We start from the raw sequence: 20971 nt of genomic DNA on the forward strand, positions 1-20971 counted from the left end.
GAGCGGCCGGCCGCGCTCCGCTCTTTCGTCCGTTTCCTTTTCCCCTTCCTCGCCGGTCGGCCGCCTACTCGTCGGGCGTGAGCCGCGGGTTCGTCACCGCGCCGATCGACGCCGAGGAGAAGTCGCGGCCGTACTTCGCCAGCACGCCGCCCTCGTACGGGGGCTCGGGCGCTTCCCATCCCTCGGCGCGCTCGTCGAGTTCCGCCTCCGAGAGGTCGACCGAGAGCTCCCGGTTCGGGATGTCGACCGTGACGTGGTCGCCGTCCTCGAGGAAGCCGATCGGGCCGCCGACGGCCGCCTCGGGGGCGACGTGGCCGATCATCGGGCCGCGGGTCGCGCCCGAGAAGCGCCCGTCGGTGAGCAGCGCGACGTCGTCCTCGTGGCCCGCGCCGACGACGGCGGCGGTGACGCCGAGCATCTCGCGCATCCCCGGACCGCCCGTCGGCCCCTCGTTGCGGATCACGATCACGTCGCCGGAGTCGATCGCGCCGGACTGGACGTACTCCATCGCGTCCTCCTCGTTCTCGAAGATCCGCGCCGGGCCCTCGTGGTAGAACTCGTCGTCGCCGGTCACCTTGAGCACGGAGCCGTCCGGCGCGAGGTTCCCCTTCAGGATCTTGATCGCGCCCTCCTCCTCCTTGGGGTCGTCGACGGAGTAGAGGAAGTCGGCGTCGATCGCGTCGTCGTCGGGGAGGTCGCCGTTCGCCTCGAGCTCGGCGATCTCCTCTTCGATCGTGTTGCCGGTCACGGTCAGCTGGTCGCCGTGGAACAGGTCCGCCTCCAGCAGCCGGCGGATCACGACCGGAACGCCGCCGATCTCGTGGAGGTCGTTCATCACGCGCGAGCCGCCGGGCTGGAGGTCCGCGATCTTCGGCGTCCGCCGCGATATCTCGTCGAAGTCCTCGATCGAGAGGTCGACGTCGGCCTCCCCGGCGAGCGCGAGCAGGTGTAACACCCCGTTCGTCGAGCCGCCGATCGCGGTCTGTAAGGCGATCGCGTTCTCGAAGGACTCCCGCGTGAGGACGTCGGAGGGTCGGCGGTCGTTCTCGATACAGTCCATGACGAGTTCGCCGGCGCGCTCGGCCACCTCGTAGCGCTCCTCGTCCTCCGCGGGCGCGGAGGCGGAGCCGAGCGGCGCGAGCCCGAGCGCCTCCGAGATCGACGCCATCGTGTTGGCGGTGAACATCCCGCCACAGGAGCCCGCGCCGGGGCAGGCGTGTCGCTCCAGCTCGTCGAGCTCCTCGCCGCTCATGTCGCCCTCGGCGTACGCGCCGACGCCCTCGAACACCTGGACGATCGTCACGTCGCGCCCCTCGTGTTCGCCGGGCATGATCGAGCCGCCGTAGAGGAAGACGCTCGGCAGGTCCGTCCGGATCGCCGCCATCATCATCCCGGGCAGGTTCTTGTCACAGCCCGCGACGGTGACGAGGGCGTCCATCCGCTCGCCGAAGGAGACGAGCTCGACCGAGTCGGCGATCACCTCCCGCGAGATCAGGCTCGCCTTCATCCCCTCCGTCCCCATCGAGATGGCGTCGGAGATGGTGACGGTGCCGAACTCGATCGGCATCCCGCCGGCGGCGTCGATCCCGTCGAGCGCGGCGTCGGCCACGTCGTCGAGGTGGACGTTACAGGGCGTGATGTCCGCCGCGGGGTTCGGAACCCCGACGATCGGCGAGGAGAGGTCCTCGTCGTCGAACCCCATCGCGCGGAACATCGACCGGTGTGGGGCCCGGTCGGCACCCTCGGTCACGTCCCGGCTCCGGAGGTCGTCGTCCTTCTCGCCCGCGAATCGGTCCGCGTCGTCCGCACGCCGTCGGGAGCGTTCCTCCCCGTCGGGTCGCGGCTGCTGTTCGCTCATGGTCGTACCTGTCGCTCGGGGGTCTTAAACGAACCCACCCGAACAAGTCCGTCCGGCTCTGTCGAACTCATTGAGAGCTGATAGGAACGCTTGCCGGATACGGAGTACGGGTTCAGTCCCGAAGTCTCGATCGTTTAACGCTGAAACCAGTGAATCCCTCGCTACGTAGGACCGTACTCCTAACGAAAAGACACATTCCACCGTCTACGGTAACTGCGCGTATGGACACTCTTCGAGATGTGTACCGGCAATTAGATGATCGAGTGCGTGGACTGTCCCGCGTTTCCTACGCTCTTCTCGTCGGGTTCGTCTCCGCTGTGAGCGTGTTTGCCGTTCGACTCCTGCTTCCGGGCGGTGGAAGCTTTGGACCAGTAGCGATGGGCGTCACGATGGCCGTGGTCTACTACGTCTTTAACCCGAACAACGAGACCTGATACGAACCGCCCTCTCCGTACTGACTACCGTCTGCGGAACGGCATCGCCACCGTTTTGAGACTTACGTTGGAATTTCAATCGATGCCCTCCAACGAAGCGACGGCCGCGGCCCCGATAGCAACCGGCGTCCTTCTCGCCGGGACGGCTACACGAGAAGTCGCACAGCACGGACTGGAGCTCTGGACGACGCTGGCACTCGCCGGTGGCCTCTCCGCGGTCGCTGTCGGTCTGGGCGTTCTGACCGGTCTTGGCGGGTTCGACTCCGACGACGACGACCTCGACGGACGCCACGACCGGACGACGGTCGCGCTCGTCGGCCTCGCACTGACGAGTCTCGCCGTCGGTGCCGGGATCGCGCTGGCGTAGACGACGCCAACGGACCCGCGTCCGCGTTACATCCTCGACGGAGCCGGATCGGCGTATCGTTCGGAACTCACGAGGATGACGAGAATCCGGAGGAGATCCGTGGGAGGATGCTGCTTCCGATAAGCAGAGCAACGGAAACGTTTCGAACGACGTGTAGGACGATAGCCACCGTTCTGGAATCCGGTTGCGGGACGACGAAGTAGAACAGACCGGAGCTAAAAGGCGTCAATAGCAGGAACGCCAACCCGGCGAGGACACCGATCCGAACCCCTCGTTCCAACCGGTCAAACGAACGATCGTCCCGAAGAGCCATCCAGAGCAGACGAAAAGCGAGAACGGCTACGAGAACCTCACCGGAGTGATCGATTCCGACGACCATGAACAGCCCAACGATGAGGCGTTCAATACCGCCCATCGATTCGATTATCTCCCAGATCTGACGGCGTAGTAGCCGAAGGCTCCAACAAATGCCGGCGACTATCGAGAGAGCGAAAACGTCTCCGGGGACCTGATCGGACACGGCAGAGAGTCGCGTGGGGCGTACTAAGTACGTTCGATGGATTAAACCGCCGTTTTACCTCATCGTCGAACTGGACCCGATCCGTACTGAGCGATTGGAACTGCCACGGACGGAGGGACGGTATCACGAGTCGTTCTCAGGTGACTCCGAATCGCCCGTCTCCAGCCGGCCGTCCTCCCGCTCCCACTCGGTCAGGCTTCCCTCGTAGAACGCGATCTCCGAGTAATCGAGCGCGCGGAGGACGGTGTAGGTGTGGCTGATGCGGCGCGCGGTGTTACAGTAGAGGACGACCCGGCCGTCGGGGTCGATCCCGCGCTCCGCCAACAGCTCCCGCAGCTCCGCCTCGGGCCGGATCGTTCGGGCGTCGGTGTCGACGAGTTCGCGCCAGTCCAGCCGGACCGCGCCGGGGATGTGGCCCTCCTCGTACTCCCACTCCTCGCGGGTGTCGACGATCGTCGCGTCGGGGTCGTCGACCGCGGCCGCCATCGCCTCGCGGTCGATGAGGGGGCCATCGGTCCGGAAGGCGGCCGGATACGTCGATGCGGTCACGTCCGGCTCGTCGGTCGTCGTCGGCTGCGAGCGGTTCCAGACGGAGTAGTCGCCGTCGAGCAGGTGGAGCCGCGCCGGGTCGTGGCCGTACAGTTCGGCGGTGACGAGGAAGCGCGCCGCGAAGACGCCGTGGGTGTCGTCGTAGGCGACGATCTCGTCGTCGGGATCGATCCCGGCGGCCTCGGCGATCGCGGCGAAGGCGTCCGCGCCGGGGAGCATGCCGGCCTCGGCCGCGCCGTGCTCCTCCGCGCGGAACGTGTCGAACGGGACGGAGACCGCGCCGGGGAGGTGGCCGATCCCCTCGTACTCCCAGGCGTCGCGGACGTCGACCACGACGACGTTCGGGGCGTCGAGTCGCTCGGCGACCCACTCCACGTCGACGATCCGGTCGTTCATGTCTCGTCGTTCGGAGCCGCCGGCTTAACGCCTCCCTTCGTGGCGAACCTCTCCCCGGTCGGGGACGGGTACAGGTGCCCGGTCGGGGGCGGACACAGGTGAGAGGTGAGGGGCGGGCGGGAGCGGAGGCAGGGGCGGGAGAGGCAACCAACAGATGTTGCCGGAATCGGCGAGGAGCGGCCGAGCGTGCCGTGAGGGTGGGGGATATACGGGGGCGACCCGTACGGACGGGCGTAATGAGCGATTCCGATTACGCGAACGACGTGCTGGTCTCGGCCGACTGGGTCGAGGAGCGACTCGACGAGTTCGAGAGCGACGACTCCGACCTCCGGCTGGTGGAGGTCGACGTCGACACCGAGGCGTACGACGAGAGCCACGCTCCCGGGGCGATCGGCTTCAACTGGGAGACGGACCTCCAGGACCAGACCACCCGCGACATCCTCGAGAAGGACGACTTCGAGGCGCTGCTCGGCGACCACGGGATCACCGAGGACTCCACGGTCGTGCTGTACGGCGACAACGCCAACTGGTTCGCGGCGTACACCTACTGGCAGTTCAAGTACTACGGCCACGACGACGTGAAGCTGCTCGACGGCGGCCGCGAGTACTGGCTCGAGAACGACTACCCGACGACCGACGAGGTCCCCGAGTACTCCGCGGTCGAGTACGAGGCCTCCGGCCCGCGCGAGTCCATCCGCGCGTACCGCGAGGACGTGGAGAACGCCATCGACCGCGGGCTCCCGCTCGTCGACGTCCGCTCGCCCGAGGAGTTCAGCGGCGAGGTCCTCGCCCCGCCCGGACTCAACGAGACGGCCCAGCGCGGCGGCCACATCCCCGGCGCGCAGAACGTCTCCTGGTCGGTCGTCACGAACGACGACGGGACGTTCAAGACCGCCGAGGAGCTGAAGGACATCTACGCCGAGTACGACATCGACGGCGACGAGACGACGGTCGCGTACTGCCGGATCGGCGAGCGCTCGTCGGTCGCGTGGTTCGCGCTCCACGAGCTGCTCGGGTACGAGGACACGGTCAACTACGACGGCTCCTGGACCGAGTGGGGGAATCTGGTCGGCGCGCCGATAGAGACGGGCGAAGTCGACGACTGAGCGTAGCGAAGGAGTTGACTTCGGAACATCGAACGGGGAGTGAAACGACCCGTGAGAAGGGCGAGGCCGAGTGACGGAGGAACGAGGCCTCGTAGCGGAGCGGTGACGAGAGGAACCGCGGAGCGGGGCGAGAGCGACGACTGAGCGAAGCGAAGGAGTCGGTCTCGTAGCGAGCCGAACACGACCCCGTTTTTCGACGCCGACCGTCGCATACAACTACTCGGAGGTGATAGCGAATCGCATGACTCCCGAGGAGCTCATCGAGGCCGTTCGCGGCGACAACGAGACCGCCCTCTCGCGGCTCGGCTCGTCGAAGTCGCTGTTCGCGGACACGGCCGGCGAGATGGAGCCCGAAGCCGTCCTTTCCGCCGCGGCGACCGCCGAACACCACGCGGCCGAGACGTACGAGGCGTGGGCGGAGAGCGAGGACGGCGACGTCGCCGAGGCGTTCGCGGAGACGGCCCGGGAGGAGCGATCCCACTACGACACGGTCGCCGGCGAGCTCGACGGCCACGAGCCGGGCGAGGTCCCGGCGATCCAGTCGTACCTCCGCGGGCTGGACGACACGGTCGAGCGGCTCGGCGGGTTCGTCGGGCGGACGCTCGCGGCCGAGAAGTCGAAGACGCAGGTGACGGGCTTCTTCGTCGGCAACGCGGACCCGCAGACGGCGGGGCTGTTCCGAGCGATGGGCGACGACCTCGACGCGCAACTGGAGCGGGCGAGCGACCTGCTCGCGGCCGAGTGCGGCGACGACGAGGCGGGGTGGGAGCGCGCCCGCGAGGCGGCGGGCGGCGCGATCGAGGCGGCCTACGAGGAGTACACCGGGCGGCTCGAGTCGATGGGCGTCAACCCGAAGCCAGTCTGTTAGCCACCGGGCGAGACGACCAGGACGACCGCGTCGAGCGGGACAACCGGCGCGACCGCGGATCAGCACGCCTTTTTCCGACGGCCGCCGAGGGCGACCATGGAGACCAGCAGTCGGGGCGACGCGGAACGTGACGGCTCGGAGCGCGTCGGCGTCGCGCTGTTCGTCGACGGGCCGAACGTGTTGCGCGAGGAGTTCGACGTCGACCTCGACGACGTCCGCGAGGCGGCGGAAGCCGAGGGACAGCTCGTGACGACCCGGCTCTACCTCGACGAGCACGCCACGCCCGGACTGATCCAGGCGGCGGAGGCGCGCGGGTTCGAGGTCGTCGTGACCAGCGGCGACGTGGACGTGAAGCTCGCGGTCGACGCCGCGCGCTTCGCCGCCGAGGAGCGGATGGCGACGCTCGCCATCGCCTCGCGCGACACCGACTTCAAGCCGGTTCTCGAGACCGCCAACGGGTACGGCATCCGGACGCTGGCGATCGCGCCCGGCGAGTTCGGCCGGTCGGACGCCCTCCGCAACGCCGCCAGCGACTCGGTGACGCTCGACGGGGATCTGACGGAGACGGGAGCAGACGCCGGAGGATCGAACGGTTCGGACGGGGGCGAGGGTCCCGAGGGAAACGGGGGAAGCGAGGGAAACGGGAGCGGCGGCGCTGGTGGCGGTGAGTGAGACGGCCGCGGCGCGGTCGGCGTCGGTGGGCAGGACCGCGTCGGCGTCAGTCGGCGGGAACGGGTCGGCGTCGCTACTTCGACCGTCCGCGGTCGCGGTCCCGATCGCCGCGGATCCGCCACCCGTCCCGGACGCGGCCGACGAGGAGCGCGCCGGTCCCGCTCACGAGCGAGACGGCCGTGAGGATCCCGACTCCGGCCGGAACGACGCCGAACCGGGCGACCGCCGCGTCGACGGCGAGCTGGACGTGGCCGAGGTTCGGGATCGAGAACAGCGCCTTCGCGTGAACGAGCCGCTCGTGAACGACCGGGGCGATCCCGGCGCTCTGGTCGTACTCGCCGTTGGCGTCGCCGTACGTCACGTACCCGTCGTATGGGGCCGGACACGTCGCGATGTCGGCGCAGTCGGCCCCGTCGAGCAGGTCGGGATCGGCCCGGTCGGTCCAGTCCTCCCCGGCGGTCACGCGGAACGCGACCCGGTGGAGGATCGGCCGACGGGGGTCGACCGGCGAGGTGAAGACGACGACGTCGCCGGCCCCGTCCAGTCGCGTCGGCGGGTTCGCCGCGTCGCTTCCGACGGGAGCGTCCCACGGGAAGCGGTCGACCGCGGTCACGACGACGAGGTCGCCGCGCTCGACGGCAGGCTCCATGCTCCCGCTCTCGACGGCGACGAGCGGGGGCCACACGCCGCCGACGGCCACGACGAGGAGGGCGACGGCGAGGACGGCGGCGGCGGGCCCGAACCGGTCGGACGGACGGCGTATCACGTGTCGTAGGGGGGTAGGATCGAACTTGAGGCTGTCGCCGGTCGACCGGCGCGACCGCCGGCACGACGTCGATCCCGAGACCCTCGGCGACGCCGACGGCGGGTGATCCCCCCGATGACAAGACATTAGGTCCGCCCCGGAGAGGGGCCGGTATGAGCGAACGGACTCCTCCGCTTCACGGCGTTCACGAGGCGCGCGGCGCGACGTTCACCGACTTCGGCGGGTGGGGGATGCCCGTCGAGTTCGACTCGATCCGCGAGGAGCACGCGGCCGTCCGCGAGGCCGTCGGCGCGTTCGACGTCTCGCACATGGGCGAGATCGAGGTGTCGGGCCCGGACGCGACGGCGCTCTTGAACCGGCTGACCACGAACGACGTGGCGGCCCTGGACCCGGGCGACTCCCAGTACGCCGCGGTCACGAACGAGGAGGGCGTCATGCTCGACGACACGGTCGTGTATCGGCTTCCCGACGGGGTCGAGGCCGGGTCCGCAACCGCGTCGCTGTCGGATCTCGCCGGCGAGACCGACGGCGACCTGGACGCGACGAGCGGCGAGCCCGCGTACCTCTTCGTCCCCAACGCGGGCCACGACGGCGAGATGACGGAGCGGTGGGTCGACTACCGCGACGACCACGGCCTCGACGCCGCCGTCGCGAACGCGACCGACGAGTGGGCGATGTTCGCGATCCAGGGGCCGGAGGCGGTCGACGCGATGGAGGAGGCGCTCGGTGACGACGCGTCCGCCTCTGCCCAGGCGGTCACGGAGCTGTCGAAGTTCCAGGCAACGCTTGCGACCGTCGGCGGCGTCGCGAGCTGGGTCGCCCGCACCGGCTACACCGGCGAGGACGGCTTCGAGGTGATGTGTCCGGCGGCCGACGCCGAGGCGGTCTGGTCGGCGTTCGACGTCCAGCCGTGCGGGCTCGGCGCGCGCGACACCCTCCGGACGGAGATGGGCTATCTGCTGTCGGGCCAGGACTTCGACCCCGACGAGGAGCCGCGGACCCCCTACGAGGCGGGGATCGGGTTCGTCGTGGACCTCGACACGGAGTTCGTCGGCCGCGACGCGCTGGCCGCGGAGCGCGACGCCGGCGGTCCCGACGAGGAGTTCACCGGCGTCAGGCTCCTCGAGCGCGGCGTGCCCCGCAACGGCTACGCGGTCACCGACGGCGACCTGACCCGGATCGGTCATCTCACCTCGGGCACGATGAGTCCGACGCTCGGCGAGCCGATCGGCTTGGGTTACATTCACGAGGAGTACACGGAGCCGGGGACCGAGGTGAGCGTCGTCGTTCGCGGCGACGAGAAGCGCGCGGAGGTCGTCACGCCGCCCTTCCTCGACCGGTAGGGACGGAGCCGGCCGGGGGTCGCCGGAGCCCGACACGCTTAACCCTCGAACCCGCCGAACTGGGAGTAATGAGTACCGACGCGCCGAGCGACGCGGAGTCCGGATCGGATGCGACCGGCTCCGACGCCGACGCCGAGCCCGAGGCGTTCGTCGAGGCCTGCGAGCACCTCGTCGACCGGATCCTCGCGGGCGAGGTCGACCGGGAGAACCTCGAGTCCGCGAAGCTCGACGCCTGCTCGGAGTTCTCCTCGCCGAAGGTGCCGAAGAACACGGAGATACTCGATCACGCCCCCGCGGAGGCCCGCGACGACGTGATCGAGGTGGTCCGCCGCAAGCCGGTGCGGACCGCCTCCGGCGTCTCGCCCGTGGCGATCATGACCTCGCCGAAGCTCTGCCCGCACGGGAAGTGTCTCTACTGTCCCGGCGGGCCGGCCTCGGAGTTCTCCTCCGCGCAGTCGTACACGGGCCACGAGCCCGCCGCGGCCCGCGGCGAGCAGAACGACTACGACCCGTACGGCCAGGTCACGCTCCGGCTCGAACAGCTCCGGAAGATCGGCCACCCGGTCGACAAGGTGGAGCTGATCTTGATGGGCGGAACGATGACGGCGCGCTCACACGACTACCAGGAGTGGTTCGTCAAGCGCGCGCTCCAGGCGATGAACGACTACGACCTCGAGAAGGAACCGGAGCCCGCGGAGGGCGAGTCGTTCGCGACCGATCCCGAGGAGACCGAGTTCGAGTACCTCGAGGACGTGATCGCGGAGAACGAGACGAACGCGATCCGCAACATCGGGACGACCTTCGAGACGAAGCCCGACTGGTGTGACCCCGAGCAGATCGATCGGATGCTCGATCTCGGGGGAACGAAGGTGGAGGTGGGCGTCCAGACCACCTACGAGCGGATCAACCGCGAGATGCACCGCGGGCACGGCAACGAGGCCTCCCGCAACGCCAACCGTCGCCTCCGCGACGCCGCGTTCAAGGTCGGCTTCCACATGATGCCGGGGCAGCCGGGGATGACCCGTGAGATGTGTCTCGAGGACTTCCGGCAGCTCTTCGAGAATCCCGCGTGGCGGCCCGACTACCTCAAGATCTACCCGACGCTCGTCGTCGGCGGCACCCGGGTCTACGACCGCTGGCGACGCGACGACTTCGAGCCGCTCTCGAACGAAGAGGCCGCGGACCTCGTCGCCGAGGTCATGGACGTCATCCCGAAGTACACCCGGCTCCAGCGCGTTCAACGGGACATCCCGGCCGACTTCATCGAGGGCGGCGTCTGGAAGTCGAACCTCCGACAGCTTGCCAGCCAGCGCGCGGCGGAGAAGGGGATCGTCCAGCGGGACATCCGCGCCCGCGAAGTCGGCCACAACGACGCCGACCCCGATCCCGACGACGTGGAGCTCGACGTGCTCACCTACGAGGCGGGCGGCGGGACGGAGCACTTCATCTCCTTCGAGGACCCCGTCCGCGACCTGCTCGTCGGGTTCTGTCGGCTGCGGTTCCCCTCCTTCTCGCCCGACCAGCCCGGCGCGCCCGGCACCGAGAGCGACGCGATCCGCCGCGAGCTCGAGGACGCGGCCCTGGTCCGCGAGCTTCACGTGTACGGCAGCGAGGTCGCGCTCGGCGGCGACGGCGACTGGCAGCATCAGGGGTACGGCCGGAAGCTCATCGAGCGCGCCGAGGAGCTCGCCCGCGAGGCGGGCTACCGGAAGGCGGCGGTCATCTCCGGGATCGGCGCGCGCGAGTACTACCGGACCAAGCTGGGGTACCACCAGGACGGGCCGTACGTCTCGAAGCGGCTGTAGGAGGCGATCGAGGGACTTCGGCGACTCGGGTCGCCCGATCGGTCGTCACGAGTCCCTCTGCGTTTCGGCGACCCGAGCCACCAACTCGTTCACCGGGAAGTCGTCGTCGTAATCGAAGGACGCGAAGACCGCCTCGTACCGGTCCGACGAGAAGAGGAACACGACGATGTCGTCGAAGAACAGCGTCTGTGCGTTGTATCGAGTCCTCCCGACGAGTCGCTTGAAGTCGTCCCCCGTGACCTGGTTCGACATGATCAGTTGGTACGCCTCCTCCAGGTCCGTCTCCGAGTAGAGGTCCTCCACGTCGTCACGCATGTACTCGATCTCGAAGTTGATGTTCCGTAGATCGGCGACGACGCGGGGCGTGGGGCCCTCGAAAGTCAGGATCGCTTCGGCGATCGTCGACATGTTACGATCAGTTCTCGCCCGGCGTAATAAATCGGGTCGGAACGCATCGACGGAAAACGCGTTCCCGTTCCCCGTGACGACGGGTCGAACCCGACACGCCTTTTCCCGGCCCGCGTGTGGGGCCCGTATGGACCCGAAGCGGGAGCTATCGAGCATCGACCTGGGCGCGCTCGTCACCGAACTCGGCCGGTACGAGGGCGCGAAGGTCGACAAGGCGTACCTCTACGACGACGACCTGCTCCGGCTGAAGCTGCGGGACTTCGATCACGGCCGCGTCGAGCTCATGATCGAGGTCGGCGACGTGAAGCGCGCGCACGCCGCGGATCCAGAGCACGTCGCCGACGCGCCCGGCCGACCGCCCAACTTCGCGAAGATGCTGCGGAACCGGCTGTCCGGCGCGGACTTCGCCGGCGTCACCCAGTACGAGTTCGACCGGATCCTCACCTTCGAGTTCGAGCGCGAGGACGAGAACACGACGCTCGTCGCGGAGCTGTTCGGTCAGGGGAACGTGGCCGCGCTCGACGAGACCGGCGAGGTCGTCGGGTCGCTCTCGACCGTCCGCCTCAAGTCTCGCACCGTCGCGCCCGGCGCGCAGTACGAGTACCCCGCCTCCCGGCTCAACCCCCTGGACGTGAGCCTCGACGCGTTCGTCCGCCACATGAACGAGTCCGACACCGACGTGGTCCGGACGCTCGCCACCCAGCTCAACCTCGGCGGGCTCTACGCCGAGGAGGTGTGTTCCCGCGCGGGCGTCGAGAAGGAGACCCCGATCGACGAGGCGGACGAGGAGGTCTACCGCGCGCTCCACGACGCGCTCGGGCGCATCGCCGAGCAGCTCCGCTCCGGCGACATCGACCCGCGCGTCTACGAGGAGCCGCTCGAGGACTCGGAGCTCGACGACCCGGACGCGGACGGGGACCGCCCCGTCGTCGACGTCACTCCCTTCCCGCTGTCGGAGCGAGAGGGACTCCCGAGCGTCGGCTTCGACTCGTTCAACGCCGCCGTCGACGAGTACTTCTACCGGCTCGCGCGCGACGACGCGGCGGAGGCCGACGCCCCCGCGGACGCCTCGGCGTCCCGTCCGGACTTCGAGGAGGAGATCGCCAAACAGGAGCGGATCATCGAACAACAGAAGGGCGCGATCGAGGGGTTCGAGGAGCAGGCGGAGACGGAACGCGAGCGCGCGGAGCTCGTGTACGCCCACTACGACCTCGTCGACGAGGTGCTCTCGACGGTCCGGGAGGCCCGCGAAAACGACGTCTCGTGGGACGAGATCGAGGAGACTCTCGAGACGGGCGCGGAACGCGGGATCGCGGCCGCGGAGGCCGTGGTCGACGTCGACGGGAGCGCGGGGACGGTCACGGTCGAACTCGGCGAGGACGACCTCGCGGTCGAACTCGAGGCCGACGACGGCGTCGAGGTGAACGCCGACCGGCTCTACCGGGAGGCGAAGCGGATCGAGGAGAAGAAGGCGGGAGCCGAGGAGGCGATCGAGTCGACCCGGCGGGAGCTGGAGGCGGTCAAGGAGCGGAAAGCGGAGTGGGAGGCGGCCGACGAGGACGACGGCGGCGGCTCGCCGGAAGACGGCGAGGACGGAGAGGGCGACGGGGACGACGAACCGTACGAAACCGACTGGCTCTCCCGGTCGTCGATCCCGATCCGCAGTCCCGACGACTGGTACGAGCGGTTCCGCTGGTTCCACACCTCGACGGGTTACCTCGTCATCGGCGGGCGCAACGCCGACCAGAACGAGGAGTTGGTGAAGAAGTACATGGGGAACCACGACCGCTTCTTTCACACGCAGGCGCACGGCGGCCCGGTGACCCTCCTGAAGGCGGCCGGTCCCTCGGAGTCGGCGGACCCGGTCGACTTCTCGGAGGAGACGCTGCGGGAGGCCGCGCAGTTCGCGGTGTCGTACTCCTCGGACTGGAAGGACGGCCGCGGCGCGGGCGACGCCTACATGGTCGAGCCCGACCAGGTGTCGAAGACGCCCGAGAGCGGCGAGTACATCGAGAAGGGGAGCTTCGTGATCCGCGGCGACCGCACCTACTTCGAGGACGTTCCCTGCCGGGTCGCCGTCGGCGTCCAGTGCGAGCCGGTCACCCGCGCCATCGGCGGGCCGCCGTCGGCGATCACGGAGCGGGCGGCGACGAGCGTCACGCTGGAGCCGGGGATGTACGCGCAGAACGACGCCGCGATGATGGTCTACCGGACCCTGAAAGAGCGGTTCGCCGACCAGTCGTTCGTGCGGAAGGTCGCGAGCGCGGACCGGCTCCAGGAGTTCCTGCCGCCGGGCGGCTCCGACCTCGTCGACTGAGCCGCCCGGTCGCCACCCGCCGCCCGAGCGCGACCCTTTCAAGCCTCCGCGACCGAAGGCGACCATGAGCTTCGAGTCCCTTCCCGAGGGGTGGCGGGTGTGGAACGAGGAGCCGAGCGGGCGGGCCATCCTCGTCTACCGGCCGGACGTCTTCGACGGCGACGACGTACCCGCCGAGTGTCTGCCGACGATCTACCTGACCAACGGCGCGCGGAACGCCCGGCCGGGGTCGGGCCAGTACGCGACCGACGAGTGGCACGTCGTGCTCTTCTTGGAGCCCGAGATCGAGGCGGTCGCGGAGACGCACGGGTCGCGCGAGGCGGGCGCGGACGCGGCCGTCGACGTCGCGGCGCGGTTCGCCGCCGGCGACGTGGACTACCGGGCGGCCTATCAGGTCCCCCGCGAGACGTACTTCGAGCGGCTCGACGACCTCGTCGGCGGGGACTGATCCGGCCGGGACCGAGCGTTCCCGCGGTCTCTCGTTTCACGCATGATGATCCATACTTGTGGATAATCTCGGCAGTATGTGAGGGCTCGAAAACCACGAACACGAGGGTTTTTATCGATTCCCGTCCCAGGGTCGCGTACATGAACGCCGGTGGGGACCACGCCGACGACGAGCCGCGAGAGAAGTGCGGCGTCGTCGGCGTCTCGCTCGCGGGGAGGGACGCCGCGCGGCCGTTGTACTACGCGCTGTACGCGCTCCAGCACCGCGGCCAGGAGTCGGCGGGGATCGTCACGCACGACGGCTTCCAGCAGCACAGCCACGTCGAGCGCGGGCTCGTCGGCGACGCCTTCGAGCCGGGCGACCTGGAGTCGCTCGCCGGCTCGACCGGGATCGGCCACGTCCGGTATCCGACGGCCGGCAGCCTCGACAAGAGCTGTGCGCAGCCGTTCTCGGTGTCGTTCAAGTCGGGGTCGCTGGGGCTCTCGCACAACGGGAACCTCGTGAACGCCGACGAGGTGCGCGAGGAACTGGCCGCGGCGGGCCACGCGTTCACCTCCGACGGCGACACGGAGGTGATCGCCCACGACCTCGCACGGAACCTGCTCGAGGAGGACCTCGTCCGCGCGGTCAAACACACGATGAACCGGATCCACGGCTCCTACTCGCTCGCGATCACCCACGACGACACCGTCCTCGGCGTGCGCGACCCGATGGGGAACCGCCCGCTGTGTATCGGCGAACTCGAGGACGGCTACGTGCTCGCCAGCGAGTCCGCCGCCATCGACACCCTCGACGGGGAGCTGATCCGCGACGTCCGCCCCGGCGAGCTCGTCGTCCTCGAGCCCGACGGCTCCGGCTACGACACCTACCAGCTCGTCGAGCGCGACTCGACGGCCCACTGCTTCTTCGAGCACGTCTACTTCGCGCGTCCCGACTCCGTGATCGACGGGGAGCTCGTCTACGAGGTCCGCCGCGAACTGGGCCGGAAGCTGTGGGAGGAGTCCGGCGTCGAGTCGGACGTGGTGATGCCCGTCCCCGACTCCGGGCGGGCGTTCGCCACCGGCTACGCCGACGCCGCCGCGGAGACGACGGCCGACGGGGCGGTCCGCGAGGACGAGGGCGGCATCGAGTTCGCCGAGGGGCTGATGAAGAACCGGTACGTCGGCCGGACGTTCATCATGCCGACGCAGGACGAGCGCGAGCGCGCGGTCCGGCTGAAGCTCAACCCGATCAGATCGACCGTCGAGGGGAAGTCGGTCACCATCATCGACGACTCCATCGTCCGCGGGACGACCTCGACGCAGCTCGTCGAGCTGGTTCGCGAGGCGGGCGCGGAGGAGGTCCACCTCCGGATCGGTGCACCGCCGATCGTCGCGCCGTGTTACTTCGGGATCGACATGGCGACCCGCGACGAGCTCATCGCGTCCGACAAGTCGACGGAGGAGATCCGCGACCGGATCGAGGCCGACTCGCTGTCGTACCTCTCGATCGACGCGGTCGCGGAGGCGCTCGACGCGAGCCGGGCCGACCTCTGTCTCGGCTGCGTGACCGGCGAGTACCCCTTCGACGTCGAGGGCGAGGCGACCGACCGGCCGGTCGACGCGCCGCCCGCGGACGTGACGGCCGCGGACGACTGAACCGATCGACGGCTGAACCGGCCGACGACTGAATCAGCCGACGACCATATCGGCCGACGACCGAACCTCCGAAGCGGTCGTCCGGATCCTCCGCCGGAGGACGCCCCGCGTTCCCGCTCCGGCGGAACGTATCGGGAGCTTAAATACGGCGACCGTTCGACATGCGCGTATGACAGCGAACGCCGACGAGGCGTCGATGAGTCGCCGCCGACTCCTCCGAGCGGGCGGTGCGAGCGCCGCGGCGGCGGCGGGGATCGCCGCGGGGACCGGAACCGCAGCCGCCCAGTACGACGGCTGGCTGGACGACGTGAGCAACTACGACGGCACCCACGACTACCGGGGCCAAGACGAGGTCACGGTCGAGGTCGGCGCGGGCGATACCGGGTTGCTCTTCGCGCCGGCGGCGATCCTGATCGATCCCGGCACGACCGTGGTGTGGGAGTGGACCGGTCGAGGCGGCGCGCACAACGTCGTCGCGAACGACGAGACGTTCGACAGCGGCGAGACGGTCAACGAGGAGGGGTACACCTTCGAGTACACCTTCGAGGACGCGAGCGAGGGGGACGTCTTCAACTACCTCTGTGTGCCCCACGAGGCGGTCGGGATGAAGGGGTCGGTCGCGATCGGCAGCGTCGACGACGACCTCGTGAGCACGGGCGGTGGCGGCAGCGGTGGAGGCGGCGGGGGGGCAGCAGCGGTGGTGGAGGCGGTGGCGGCGAGGGCGACGGTGGTGGAGGCGACGGAGGCGAGGGGCTCTCCGCGGGCGACCTCGGCGCGCTCGCGCTCGGTCTCGGCGTCGCCGGCTCACTCCTCGTGCCGCTGTTCTACGCGGCCCACCGCAAGGCGGAGAAGAACCGGTAGCGCGGCGGATCCGGGCCTCCCGGACCGTCGACGGGACCCCGGTCGAACGCGCCGTTTTTCCCTACTGTCGCCCGGTTCCCCGTCACGCCGTCAGAACGCGTGATACAGCATGACGTAGACGCCGATCCCCATCGCGAAGGAGACGAGCCAGAGGAGCGCGGCGACGAAGCCGACCTGCGCGTGGCGGGTGTGATACAGCTCCTCATAGGGACGGGTGGCCGCGAGGAACAGCGCGTGGAAGACGAAGGGGATACAGACGATCGCGAACAGGATGTGGATCGCGAGAAACGGGAGGTAGAGGTAGGTGTAAGCGACCTCCGGGCCGGGGAACTCCGCGGTTCCGACGAGTATCAGCCGGTAGAGGTAGCCGGCGAGGAACGCCGAGAAGAGCGCGAACGACGCCAGCATGAACGCCCGGTGTCGCCGGACGTTTCCGCGGGAGATCGCGCGCCAGCCGAGGAGGATCGTGGCGATCGCGGTCGCGGAGATCGCGGCGTTCAGGTGCGGGATCGCGGCGAGCGCCGCGTCGCTCGCTCGGGGGAGGAGACCGCTCGGGATGGCCCCGCCGACGGCGCCGAAGACGAGCGCGAGCGAGACGACGGAGGCGACGGCGGTCAGTGCCGGGACGTTCTCGCGGGCCCACTCTCGCATGGATCGTGGATCGGTCCGGAGGGGCAAACCGGTGCCGGTCCCGGCGTGGAGGGCCGCCGCCGATGCGGCCCGCGTCCGCCGGTGTCATCGGTCGTCACCCCGGTATCGAATGGAAGGGCTTTTAATCTGGGACGGGGTACGACGAGACGCGACAGAACGCAGCGAGCGTGGGTAGCCAAGCCAGGCCAACGGCGCAGCGTTGAGGGCGCTGTCCTGTAGAGGTCCGCCGGTTCAAATCCGGTCCCACGCATCGCACGGCGGCACACCCGCCACACCGATGCACGGTGTTGTCTCTACGACAGCACCCACGCACAATTCCTACGGACGCCACGCGAGTAGTGGCGACGCCGTTGTGTCTCTTCGAGGTCTTATAAACGGACGAGCGGCGTTGACGACGACCGGCTTTTCGTTGCTAGCGCGGAAGCCAATCATCAGTCCTCGGGCGTTCATGTGTCGTTTCTGACGTGGTAACCGGTAATCACCTCCAAAGCCCCAGTCGCGAGGCGGGCGCACACTCGTTGCGCTCCTCGTTCGCGTTGCTCACTGCGGTGCTTACGTCGTCTGCGCCCGCCTCGCGACTGCCCCTTTGAGTCCCACCCACCCGCCCCCACACCTCACGCCTCCCCAGCCTCGCCGCTCACGCTTTCCAAGCGCTCGCGGCGTCCCTCGCGGGCCCCTCGCGCCCTATCGGGCGCTCGGAGGCGCGCCACCGCCTTGTTGACCTATATACCACGTCGCCGGCAGAGGTCCGTGACCCTCGCTCCCACGGTCGCTCGCCGTCACCCGCGAACTGCCACCCTTTTAGTCCCGCCGTGCCGGAGTGAGCCGTAATGAGCGAGTACGACCACGAGGAGTTGGGCCTCGTCGCCGGGCTGGAGATCCACCAGCAGCTCGACACGGCGACGAAGCTGTTCTGTGACTCCCCGACCGTCGAGCGCGACCCCGCCGAGGCCGACCGGGAGATAACCCGGCGGCTCCACCCGACCAAGAGCGAACTGGGCGAGCTCGACCAAGCCGCCCTAGAGGAGAGCCGCGTCGACCGCGAGTTCACCTATCTCGCGTACGACACGACCTGCCTGGTCGAGGAGGACGACGAGCCGCCGAGGCGGATCGACGAGGAGGCGCTGTCGGTCGCGCTCCAGATCGCCGACCTCCTCGACGTGAGCGTCGTCGACCAGGCGCACGTGATGCGAAAGCTCGTGATCGACGGCTCGAACACCTCCGGCTTCCAGCGGTCGATCCTGCTCGGACAGGACGGCGAGATCGAGACGGACGACGGGAGCGTCTCCATCGAGGACCTCATGCTCGAGGAGGAGTCGGCCAAACGGGTCGAGGAGACCGACGACGGCGTCGTCTACTCGCTCGACCGCCTCGGCGTCCCGCTCGTCGAGATCGGCACCGGTCCGGACATCACCAGCCCCGAACAGGCGAAGGAGGCGGCCGAGCGGATCGGCATGCTGTTGCGATCGACGGGGGCGGTGAAACGCGGACTCGGCACGATCCGTCAGGACGTCAACGTCTCGATCGTCGAAGGGGCGCGCGTCGAGGTGAAGGGCGTCCAGGATCTGGCGGGGATCGAGGACATCGTCCGCGGCGAGGTCGGCCGGCAGGCCGAACTGCTCGCGATCCGCGACGAGCTCGAGGACCGCGGCGCGAGCGTCGGCGACGTTTCGGACGTCACCGACGTCCTCGCCGACACCGATTCCGGGGTGATCCGAGGCGCGCTCGACTCGGGCGGGAAGGTGACGGCGGTCCCGCTGTTCGGCTTCGACGGGCTCGTGGGCCGAGAGATCCAGCCGGACCGGCGGCTCGGCACGGAGCTTTCTGACCACGCGAAACGTCACGGCGCGGGCGGGATCTTCCACACCGACGAGCTGCCCGCCTACGGCGTGACCGAGGCCGAGGTCGACGCGCTCCGCGAGGCGGTCGGCGCGGGCGAGGACGACGCGGTGGCGATCGTCGCCGCCGATCCGGAGACCGCGGACCTCGCGATCGAGGCCGCCGCGGAGCGCGCGGCCGCCGCGATCGAGGGCGTCCCCGAGGAGACCCGCGGCGCGAACGACGACGGCACCACGCGCTACCTCCGGCCGCTTCCCGGCGCGGCGCGAATGTACCCCGAGACGGACGTGCCGCCGGTCGAGCCCGACCCCTCGGACGTCGATCGACCTGAGCTGCTCGACGAGAAGACCGACCGGTACGTGGAGGCGTTCGGGCTCGACCGCGGGCTCGCGGAGCAGGTCGCCTTCGGCCGCCGGTTCCCGCTGTTCGAGACCGCCGTCGACCGCGGGATCGACCCCACCTTCGCCGCCTCGACGCTGGAGTCGACGACGACGGAGATCCGCCGGGACGGCGCGCCGGTCGAGAACCTGACGGACGACCACTTCCTCGCGGTCTTCGAGCTGGTCGAGGAGGGCGACCTCGCGAAGGAGGGCGTCCCGGAGGTGCTGGCGACGCTCGCCGAGGAGCCCGACCTGACCGCGGCCGAGGCCGTCGAGGAGGCGGGTCTCTCGGGCGTGAGCGACGAGGCGGTCCGCGAGGCGGTCCGCGAGGTCGTCGAGCGCAACGCCGACCAGGTCGAAGCCGAGGGGATGGGCGCGTTCTCCGGGCTGATGGGCGAGGCGATGGGCGCGCTCCGCGGGAAGGCGGACGGCGAGGTCGTCTCCGACGCGCTCCGCGAGGAGATCGGAAAGCGCTCGTAGAGTTCCCAACTCGATCCGGGATCTCTCTCCGCTCATTACAGCCGAAGGAGTGAGCGATCGCCGGAGCGGTGGCGCGCCGGTGAGCGGGCCGAAGGCCCGCGAACCGCCCGCGAGGGACGCGACGACCGAAGGGAGTCGCGAGGCTGGGGAGGTGTGAGGTGCGGGGCGGTTGCGTTCCCGCGAGCGAAGCGAGCGGGAGCATGGAAGTCGCAGCCCGCGCAGCGAACGGAGTGAGCGAGCAGGACCGTCTTCCAGTGGTCGGGTGGGACTCAAAGGGGCAGCCGGCTCCGGGAAGACGGCCGAAGCAAGCACCGCAGGAGCGAGCAATGCGAGCGACGAGGAGCACAGCGAGGCCCTCAACCGGAGCCGGCTGGGGCTTTGGTGGTGGTCACCGCGCCAGCAACGATCCCGTTCTCATCAGCCCGATCACTCACGAAACACCCGTCGTATAAGCACTCGAAATATAACGGCCGTTTCGGATGAAACCACATTCAAGAGACGTATTCAACGGAGTTCCGCTCACCCGTCGAGATACGCGTCGACGAGCGCGGCCTCCGCCTTCCGGAGGTGTGCGCCCGCGGTCGACGACGAGCAGTCGAGCGCGTCGGCTACGTCCGCGACCGACCCGGTCCGCGGCACGTCGTAGTAGCCGATCCGCCGCGCCGCGCGGAGCGCCTCCGCCTGTCGGTCGGTCACCTCGACGCCCGCGAGCCGGCGGCCGCCGTCGTACGATCCGATCCGGTCGACATCGACGTCGATCGCATCCGGGAGCGCCGAGAACGCCCCCCGTAGCTGGTCCGCAGGACCGACGACGCCGATGGAGAGCCGCCCGTCCGGGCGGTACACGACCGGCGGGACCGAGAGAAACTCGGTCTCGAGGAACGCGCCGAGGAACGCGTCGAGGGGACCGTCGAGCGTCTCGTGTGCCTTCAGGTAGAACGTCTCGGGGTCGTCGTCCCCGTCGTTCCCGTCACCCCCGTCGTTCTCGTTGCCCCCGCCGTCTCCGTCGTCGGAGGCCGATTCGGTCGCCGGACTGACCTCGAATCGCTCGATCGAGTCGACGGTCCGCAGCCGTTCGAGGTACGGCTCCCGCGCGGCGGTGACCCGGAACAGCGTCGCGAGCGTCCCGTCGTCGAGCCGACGCCAGGTCAGAAGCTCCGAGCGCCACTCCCCGCCACCGTCGAGGAAGTCGTGCATCGGGTGCCGGATCGACGGCGGGAATCGAAACTTCACGTGGACGTACCGCATGCGGGAGTCGTCGATCGC

The 20971-nt window shown here is 69.3% G+C and carries 19 protein-coding genes and 1 tRNA gene; 13 read left to right on the plus strand and 7 right to left on the minus strand.

Features of this window, described 5'->3' with window-relative positions:
- Positions 1-64 precede the first annotated feature (64 nt).
- The gene (ilvD, locus tag AXA68_RS11250; protein ID WP_066416733.1) at positions 65-1858 is read right to left on the minus strand and encodes a dihydroxy-acid dehydratase; all 1794 of its coding nucleotides are present in this window, start codon (positions 1856-1858) and stop codon (positions 65-67) included.
- A 221-nt stretch (positions 1859-2079) separates the two neighbouring features.
- On the opposite strand from ilvD, the gene AXA68_RS17355 reads away from it, so the two are divergent.
- Both AXA68_RS17355 and AXA68_RS11255 read left to right on the plus strand, forming a co-directional pair.
- Entirely contained in the window at positions 2080-2292 is a 213-nt protein-coding gene (locus AXA68_RS17355) for a hypothetical protein (RefSeq protein ID WP_080505240.1), read from the plus strand.
- An 82-nt stretch (positions 2293-2374) separates the two neighbouring features.
- Positions 2375-2659 carry a hypothetical protein gene (locus AXA68_RS11255; RefSeq protein WP_066416735.1) on the plus strand — a complete coding sequence of 95 codons (285 nt, stop codon included), beginning with the start codon at positions 2375-2377 and terminating at the stop codon, positions 2657-2659.
- Positions 2660-2726: 67 nt separating this feature from the next.
- On the opposite strand, the gene AXA68_RS11260 is transcribed toward AXA68_RS11255, so the two are convergent.
- Together AXA68_RS11260 and AXA68_RS11265 are read right to left on the minus strand one after the other, a co-directional pair.
- A complete protein-coding gene (locus AXA68_RS11260; protein WP_066416737.1) occupies positions 2727-3179 on the minus strand; it encodes a hypothetical protein in 453 nt (150 codons plus the stop codon).
- 123 nt (positions 3180-3302) lie between these two features.
- Positions 3303-4124, minus strand: a complete 822-nt coding sequence (locus tag AXA68_RS11265; protein WP_066416739.1) for a sulfurtransferase — start codon at positions 4122-4124, stop codon at positions 3303-3305.
- A gap of 236 nt (positions 4125-4360) precedes the next feature.
- On the opposite strand from AXA68_RS11265, the gene AXA68_RS11270 reads away from it, so the two are divergent.
- From AXA68_RS11270 to AXA68_RS11280, 3 genes are all read left to right on the plus strand, one after another.
- Entirely contained in the window at positions 4361-5230 is an 870-nt protein-coding gene (locus AXA68_RS11270) for a sulfurtransferase (RefSeq protein WP_066416740.1), read from the plus strand.
- A gap of 241 nt (positions 5231-5471) precedes the next feature.
- Positions 5472-6098 (plus strand): ferritin family protein, encoded by a 627-nt coding sequence (locus tag AXA68_RS11275; RefSeq protein ID WP_066416741.1) that lies wholly within the window; start codon positions 5472-5474, stop codon positions 6096-6098.
- A gap of 96 nt (positions 6099-6194) precedes the next feature.
- Positions 6195-6770 (plus strand): NYN domain-containing protein, encoded by a 576-nt coding sequence (locus AXA68_RS11280; protein ID WP_066416743.1) that lies wholly within the window; start codon positions 6195-6197, stop codon positions 6768-6770.
- A 73-nt stretch (positions 6771-6843) separates the two neighbouring features.
- On the opposite strand, the gene AXA68_RS11285 is transcribed toward AXA68_RS11280, so the two are convergent.
- Positions 6844-7536, minus strand: coding sequence for a S26 family signal peptidase (locus AXA68_RS11285; RefSeq protein WP_066416745.1), 693 nt, complete (start codon positions 7534-7536; stop codon positions 6844-6846).
- A gap of 152 nt (positions 7537-7688) precedes the next feature.
- Between AXA68_RS11285 and gcvT the strand changes: the two genes are divergently transcribed.
- Together gcvT and AXA68_RS11295 are read left to right on the plus strand one after the other, a co-directional pair.
- Complete coding sequence (gcvT, locus tag AXA68_RS11290; RefSeq protein ID WP_066416748.1) at positions 7689-8879, plus strand: glycine cleavage system aminomethyltransferase GcvT; 1191 nt, start codon at positions 7689-7691, stop codon at positions 8877-8879.
- Positions 8880-8947: 68 nt separating this feature from the next.
- Complete coding sequence (locus tag AXA68_RS11295; RefSeq protein ID WP_066416750.1) at positions 8948-10684, plus strand: tRNA uridine(34) 5-carboxymethylaminomethyl modification radical SAM/GNAT enzyme Elp3; 1737 nt, start codon at positions 8948-8950, stop codon at positions 10682-10684.
- A gap of 45 nt (positions 10685-10729) precedes the next feature.
- Here AXA68_RS11295 and AXA68_RS11300 read toward each other — a convergent pair whose 3' ends face one another.
- Positions 10730-11092 carry a hypothetical protein gene (locus AXA68_RS11300; RefSeq protein ID WP_066416753.1) on the minus strand — a complete coding sequence of 121 codons (363 nt, stop codon included), beginning with the start codon at positions 11090-11092 and terminating at the stop codon, positions 10730-10732.
- Positions 11093-11219: 127 nt separating this feature from the next.
- On the opposite strand from AXA68_RS11300, the gene rqcH reads away from it, so the two are divergent.
- The 4 genes from rqcH (at position 11220) to AXA68_RS11320 (ending at position 16458) form a co-directional block, all read left to right on the plus strand.
- Positions 11220-13409: a ribosome rescue protein RqcH gene (gene rqcH, locus AXA68_RS11305; RefSeq protein WP_066416755.1), complete on the plus strand. Its 2190-nt coding sequence runs from the start codon at positions 11220-11222 to the stop codon at positions 13407-13409.
- 64 nt (positions 13410-13473) lie between these two features.
- A complete protein-coding gene (locus AXA68_RS11310) occupies positions 13474-13857 on the plus strand; it encodes a DUF5820 family protein (protein WP_066416758.1) in 384 nt (127 codons plus the stop codon).
- Positions 13858-13997: 140 nt separating this feature from the next.
- Positions 13998-15494: an amidophosphoribosyltransferase gene (purF, locus tag AXA68_RS11315; RefSeq protein WP_066416763.1), complete on the plus strand. Its 1497-nt coding sequence runs from the start codon at positions 13998-14000 to the stop codon at positions 15492-15494.
- Between the two features lie 169 nt (positions 15495-15663).
- The gene (locus tag AXA68_RS11320; protein WP_449272150.1) at positions 15664-16458 is read left to right on the plus strand and encodes a halocyanin domain-containing protein; all 795 of its coding nucleotides are present in this window, start codon (positions 15664-15666) and stop codon (positions 16456-16458) included.
- Here AXA68_RS11320 and AXA68_RS11325 read toward each other — a convergent pair.
- Positions 16446-17006, minus strand: coding sequence for a DUF420 domain-containing protein (locus AXA68_RS11325; RefSeq protein ID WP_066416765.1), 561 nt, complete (start codon positions 17004-17006; stop codon positions 16446-16448). The two genes, AXA68_RS11320 and AXA68_RS11325, sit on opposite strands and share 13 nt — an antisense overlap.
- 165 nt (positions 17007-17171) lie before the next feature.
- Here AXA68_RS11325 and AXA68_RS11330 point away from each other — a divergent pair.
- A tRNA-Leu gene (locus tag AXA68_RS11330) sits at positions 17172-17256 on the plus strand.
- A gap of 580 nt (positions 17257-17836) precedes the next feature.
- Positions 17837-19705, plus strand: a complete 1869-nt coding sequence (gene gatE, locus AXA68_RS11335; protein ID WP_066416768.1) for a Glu-tRNA(Gln) amidotransferase subunit GatE — start codon at positions 17837-17839, stop codon at positions 19703-19705.
- Positions 19706-20224: 519 nt separating this feature from the next.
- On the opposite strand, the gene AXA68_RS11340 is transcribed toward gatE, so the two are convergent.
- On the minus strand, positions 20225-20953 hold the full coding sequence (locus AXA68_RS11340) for a helix-turn-helix domain-containing protein (protein ID WP_066416771.1): 729 nt from the start codon (positions 20951-20953) through the stop codon (positions 20225-20227).
- Between the last annotated feature and the right edge of the window lie 18 nt (positions 20954-20971).

Origin of the sequence: Halorubrum aethiopicum (assembly GCF_001542905.1) — an archaeon.
GTDB lineage: Archaea > Halobacteriota > Halobacteria > Halobacteriales > Haloferacaceae > Halorubrum > Halorubrum aethiopicum.